We start from the raw sequence: 6,551 nt of genomic DNA, 5'->3' as shown, positions 1-6,551 counted from the left end.
CTGTGAGCTATTTATTGTTATTTAACTGTCGCACTTCATTTTACAATCTATCATTTTAAAAAACTTTCTACACTAAAATCGGAACTCTATTAATAATTTTTAAACTTTTGGAAAAATGTCAATAAAATGCCGGGCGGCAGCAGATAAATATCGGTTTCGTATCCAAATGACCGCAGCAGGTCTTGTTTTAAGCGGTGGTTCAATAATTTCTTTAAAAGTTAAATTATTACTGGGAATAAAGTTTGTTGCAGATTTTGGTACGATTGCTATACCTAATCCGGCAGCTGCCCAGGCCAGCATAGATCTTACATCAGTATGTCGGCAAAGAATCTTCGGTTCCAAACCAACTTCTCGATAGTAGTTTAAAAGAGCTTCATGTTTATGGCATATTATTAAGGGTTTATCAGCAAGTTCGACCAGCCGCACGAAATCTGTTGTCACAACATAAGCCGCTTTAGGATTAAAGGCAGCTACGATAGGTTCGTCCGGCAAGGCTACTGTTTCATAGGTTTCTAAATCAGTCGGAATCCGCGTAATACCGATTTCCACTATTCCACTACGCAGCAGTTCCTCAATCTTATTTGTGTCACCTTCCCATATTTGAAAAGTGACTCCTGGATACTGCTCATGAAAAGTATTAATTTTCCTTGGCAAAAAGGTAGCATCCCAGGAGGCTGTGATGCCAACTGGTAGTGTTCCTTGCGTTCCTTCTTCAATGTCCTTTAATTCTTTTACAGTTTTTTTAGACAACTCCATCATTTGCTCTGCCCGAATACGTAATGTCTGCCCTGCAGCTGTAAGTTGAATTTTACGACTTCCAGACCTTTCTATTAGCCTGACTCCCAGTTCGGTTTCAAGCAGTTTAAGCTGTTGACTAAGCGGAGGTTGAGCCATATGTAATCGCTTAGCAGCTTTTGTTATTTGCCCTTCTTCAGCAACCGCAAGAAAATATCGAAGTTTCCTAATATCCATACAGTCAGTATTCTCCTTACAATTTCATACTTGTTTCCATATGAAATTACGACTTTTTAAATATTATACATATGAATTTCCTCTTGCTATAATTATACATAAATTGAGATATATCACAATAGAAACAAGGAAAATGGAGATGACTATTTATGGAAAATGCGAAAACACTAGTTCAAGAGAAATTATGGACAATACCGTTTACACTTATCGCTGTAGTAAATTTTCTTACCTACGTTGGCAACTTTATGCTACTATCAACTTTGCCTATGCTGATCCTTCATATAGGTGGGAGCACATTAATGGCTGGGCTGATAACGGGTATTTATTCCTTGACAGCATTTATATCTCGCTTACACATAGGCACTTTACTAGATCGTAAAGGTAGAACATCGATTTTACTTGTCGGTTTAAGCGTGATGTTAATAATAATAGTTTCTTATAACACAGTAGCCTATTCGGTGATCTTGTTGCTAATGCTGCGAGCAATACACGGAGTTGGTTGGAGTACTGTAACTACATCAACAAATACTATCGCTTCTGATTTAATTCCAGCTACTCGCAGGAGTGAAGGTATGGGTTTTTTCGGGATTTCAATATCGGTGGCAATGGTTATCGGACCTGGGTTAGGCTTATATATTATGGAACATTATAGCTATACCTTACTTTTCATTCTTTCAGCTTGTTTCATAATATTGGCGCTAATCACTGGTTTTTCGGCAAGTTACTGCCGTCAAAACTACCAAAGTAGCCAATTGGCCAATGTAAAATCAACGGAAGATACAGCACAGCAGAATGGAAAACTGGCGGTTATAGAGAAAAGTGCTTTAGGGCCGTCATTTTTATTTTTCATTATTGTTATAACTTATTCTACCATTATGATCTTTTTGCCTCCATACGCAAGTGATAGAGGGGTAACAGATATTGCAGCATTTTTTACTATTATTGCATTGGCTATGATGTTTACAAGACTAACAACAGGTCGAATAGCTGATCGATATGGAACTGCCAAAGTTATAATACCAGGTATGGTTTTATTGGGAATTGCATTGCAAATATTATCTGTAGCTACTTCATTGCCAATGTTTCTGATTGCCGCTGTATTTTACGGATTGGGGTACGGTTCCGTCCAGCCTGCGTTAAATGCATTGGTTATTTCGCTTGCACCGGTTGAAAGAAGAGGAACAGCCAATGCAACATTTATGTGCGCGCAGGATATGGCAGGAATACTTGGTTCCGTTATTTGGGGACTTGTAGCACAGGTATTTGGGTTTAGTTATATTTACAGTTCTTCGGCTATTTTAATTGTAATAGCTGTCATCTGGTATTTAGCATCTACCAATGGCAACTTAATTTATAAGAAAACACACTAGCGCGGTCTTTTAGATTACCGCCTATCAATTGTTAATCAAACCCGTCAAAGCCACCTTTATGAGGGTTCTTAATTGCAAAGATCTTATACTTTCTTATATCAAAAACTATATCTGGGAAGAAAAAGTTTCAGGTAGACTGCTTATTTAATATTTTAAAAATTAAGGTCTGATAAAACCCACGTTAAGAAGTTTAGTACTAAAAACGACCGTATTTGGAACTATGGTAGAATACTTATAAACCTACTATATTATAAGTAATTTTCAGTTCCTAAACTATTACTAAAAACAAAGTACCAAAACAATTGAAATATAACCTTTATGATACTTAATATTGGATATTACTAGCTTAACGAGGATAAAACTCTTAAATTATCCTCATTTATTCCCCTATCGTGGGTTTTGTCGAAAATGTTGGCGACGCCCCGCTAATGAGTGGAAGAAGCGGGAATCCATCTATAAAGAGTAGGAATAGATACTCCTAAGTTTTGTGCAACATCTTTTGGCGCAATCCCATTCACAAGCAACTTTTTCGCCGCAATAATTTTACTATCCGTCATTTTACGTTTGCGGCCACCAATTCGACCTTGCAGTCGTGCTGCAAGTAACCCTGCACGAGTACGTTCTACAATCAGTTCTCTTTCCATTTGGGCTAGACTTGCCATCACATGGAAAAAGAAACGTCCTGATGGGGTAGCGGTATCAATACTATCAGTTAGACTCTTAAAATGAACACCTCGTTCGGATAGATTATTCACTAAATCCACCAGCCCTTTTACACTGCGACCGAGTCGGTCTAACTTCCATACAATTAACGTATCCCCTTCACGCAGTACTTCTAAGGCAATCTTCAATCCTGGGCGATCGGAACGTGTGCCACTCATTTGATCTTCATATATTTTTCCGCAATTGGCCTGAGTCAAAGCAGTATGCTGTAAACTTAGGCTTTGATCTTGTGTCGATACTCGTGCATATCCAATCAACATGATTTTTCTCCTTTGTATATTTAATATTAATAATTACACTTGCCTAAAATTATCATTACTCGTTACAATAGTAACAAAACGAGAATTTTATTTCAAGAATAGTTTTCGAGAATGAAATACGGTCGTTATTAGGCTATTCTCTATAGATTTTATGTTTTATTGAAAACGAACGTTTTTGATAGGAGTGTTGATGTAATGCCAGTTGAGTTTTTAACATCTGAGCAAAAAGATCAATATGGACAATTCACAGTTGAACCCTCTCCAGAACAATTAGCAAAATACTTTCTCTTTGATGATCATGATCGTAGTCTAATTTTTAGACACCGAGGTCAGCATAACCGATTAGGATTTGCTATTCAACTAGGAACACTACGCTTTTTAGGCACTTTTTTATCCGATCCTACGGAAGTACCAGTAAATGTATACCAATATGTTGCTAAACAATTAAACATTGATATCGGCGACCTAGCGTGTTATCGTGACGGCGAAAGCCGCTGGGATCATACATCTGAAATATGCAAAGCCTTTGGATATACATATTTTAATGATCAGCCGATTCATTGGAAATTGGTAAGATGGTTATATACTCGAGCTTGGCTTTCGACCGAAAGACCCAGTATTCTCTTTGATATTACAACGGCGCGTTGTGTAGATCAAAAAATCATTTTGCCAGGCGTTACGATCTTGGAAAGGCTCATTTCGCAGGTTCGTGACCGCGCAAATCTAATGTTGTGGAAAAAGCTTTCCCATCTTCCGAACAGTGAGCAGCGTAATCGGTTGGAGAATATCCTAAAACCGGATTCACAACATAGACAGTCGGTACTGGATCTACTAAGGCGTTCACCGACAAATCCATCTGTATCTGGACTTTTAAAAGCAATTGAACGACTTAAAGTGATTCGATCATTAGGAGCTCAGAACTGGAATCTTTCTCATATCCCAATAGGGCGAATTCGGATGCTGGCAAGATATGCTTCTATGGCCATGGAGCAAGTATTTTCCACTATGGCTAGAGGGGCTAACCGTAAAGACGAAAAGACTAGGCTTCGAACAATTCGGGATTTGGATTCAGCGGCAAGAAAGCTGGGAGAGGCCTGTTCCTTGCTGTTGGATGAAAACGTTTCAGCTACCGACTTGCGGAAGATTATTTTTTCAAAAATACCCAAAAACGACTTAGAATCCTCTGTACAAACGGTAGCTAGTCTAACTAAGCCACAGGGGCAAACGGTCGCCTTTGATGAGTTGTTCCGGAATTATTCTACTGTCCGCAGATACCTTCCTAAATTAATGGAAACGTTGCAGTTTTACGCCAACTCTGCCGGTCAATCTGCCGTGCGAATATGGGAGTTTCTTGCTGCCAGTGAATCTAAATCCGGGAAACATAAATATTCTGATGCACCTTTAGATGGCATTAGTCCTTTTTGGAGAAAGCTTGTTACTAAAGATTTAACAAATACAATAGACCCTTGCGGCTATACATTTTGGGCAATTGACAGAATGTACGATGCTTTGAAAAAGCACGACATCTATGTCCGCGATAGTCAACACTACGGCGATCCAAGGGAACAATTGCTGCAAGGGAGTGCTTGGGAAACCGCCAGACCGCAGATATTACGAATGCTGGAATGGCCTTCGTCTGCAGAGGAAGCTTTGGAACCATTAGCGAAAGAACTAGATCAAGCTTATAGAAAGGCTGCTGAACGGTGGGCAGACAATCCGGTAGTACGAATTGAAAGCTTTGCAGGACACGATAGATTAATACTGTCACCCCTTGATAAACTGGAAGAATCGGAATCGGTTAAAATACTAAGAAACCAGGTTCGTTCCCTTCTGCCGCGTATCGATTTGCCAGAACTTATTCTAGAAGTGGATCAATGGACAAACTTTACCGCCGCTTTTACTCACATAAGTCAAGGCGACTCACGAATGAAAGATCTTAACATCAGCAGCTGTGCTATACTAATTGCCCGATCTTGTAATATTGGGCTAGATCCAGTAGTAAAGCCGAGCATATCTTCATTAGAATATGATCGGCTTACGTGGGTAGAGCAAAACTATTTTCGAACAGAAACGATCACAAAGGCTAACGCTGCTTTGGTTGCGTATCATGCTCCTTTGGAATTAGCACAAGTATGGGGTGGCGGCGAAGTAGCATCCGCTGATGGACTTCGATTTGTGATTCCTGTTAAGACAATCCATTCAGGACCCAATCCTAAATATTTCGGTGCTGGACGCGGCGTTACCTATTACAACTTTACAAGTGACCAATTTATGGGGTTCCATGGGATAGTCATTCCAGGAACGATACGAGATTCGCTATATTTATTAGAAGGAATATTGGAGCAGCAAACAGTTTTACAACCAAAGGAAATCATGACCGATACCGCAGGATACAGTGATATTATATTTGGACTGTTCGGTCTTCTTGGTTATCAGTTTAGTCCCCGTATTGCAGATGTTGGAAGTTTGAGGTTTTGGCGGTTTGACCCCAACGCTGATTACGGCGAATTGAACAAGTTGGCTAAACACCGTATACGCAAAGATATTATCGGCAGATATTGGGACGATATGTTGAGAGTGGCTGGGTCTTTAAAGCTTGGCACAGTCAATTCGACGCAGTTAATCAGAACTCTACAACGTGATGGTAAACCAACGATGTTAGCACGAGTGATCGGAGAATTGGGCCGTATCTTTAAAACAAAACACCTTCTCATGGTTATGGATGATCCCAACTATCGCAGAAAAATACTGACACAATTGAATCGTGGAGAGTCCCGTCATAATCTAGCCCGAAACGTATTTTATGGAAAAAAAGGTGAATTACATCAAGCGTATCGTGAAGGACAAGAGGATCAGTTAGGTGCGCTGGGACTGGTTGTTAATGCAATTATTCTGTGGAATACACGGTATATGGCAATAGCTCTCGATGCACTCCGTAAAGAAGGTAAAACCATTGACGAGGCTGATGTGCAAAGGCTATCCCCACTCGGTTTTGATCATATCAACATCGTAGGCAGATATTCATTTCACTTACCTAAAGAAATTGAACATGGAGCATTGCGCCCGCTAATGAAGATTGATATTAAATAGGATAAGATAAGCCTTCAAAATCATCCTGGAATAATTTTGAAGGCTTATTCCGGTTTTTTGTTCCATTACTACTCATACCCCTAGTAGAGGGCGATGCCATGGAATGTAAAATGACTGGATCAGGAATTGGCGATTT

The 6,551-nt window shown here is 39.6% G+C and carries 4 protein-coding genes; 2 read left to right on the top strand and 2 right to left on the bottom strand.

Annotated features, from left to right (window positions below):
* Nucleotides 1-99: 99 nt before the first annotated feature.
* Complete coding sequence (locus tag LMF89_RS24935; RefSeq protein ID WP_229537511.1) at nt 100-972, bottom strand: LysR family transcriptional regulator; 873 nt, start codon at nt 970-972, stop codon at nt 100-102.
* A 149-nt stretch (nt 973-1,121) separates the two neighbouring features.
* On the opposite strand from LMF89_RS24935, the gene LMF89_RS24930 reads away from it, so the two are divergent.
* Complete coding sequence (locus tag LMF89_RS24930; protein ID WP_229537510.1) at nt 1,122-2,342, top strand: MFS transporter; 1,221 nt, start codon at nt 1,122-1,124, stop codon at nt 2,340-2,342.
* 425 nt (nt 2,343-2,767) lie between these two features.
* On the opposite strand, the gene LMF89_RS24925 is transcribed toward LMF89_RS24930, so the two are convergent.
* A complete protein-coding gene (locus LMF89_RS24925; RefSeq protein ID WP_229537509.1) occupies nt 2,768-3,325 on the bottom strand; it encodes a recombinase family protein in 558 nt (185 codons plus the stop codon).
* Between the two features lie 195 nt (nt 3,326-3,520).
* Here LMF89_RS24925 and LMF89_RS24920 point away from each other — a divergent pair, with 195 nt between their 5' ends.
* On the top strand, nt 3,521-6,415 hold the full coding sequence (locus LMF89_RS24920) for a Tn3 family transposase (protein WP_229537508.1): 2,895 nt from the start codon (nt 3,521-3,523) through the stop codon (nt 6,413-6,415).
* Nucleotides 6,416-6,551: the final 136 nt, after the last annotated feature.

This window comes from Pelosinus baikalensis, from assembly GCF_020819555.1.
GTDB classification, from domain to species: domain Bacteria; phylum Bacillota; class Negativicutes; order DSM-13327; family DSM-13327; genus Pelosinus; species Pelosinus baikalensis.
Note: the sequence above shows the minus strand (reverse complement) of the source record. Positions and strands in the feature narration are given on the sequence as shown.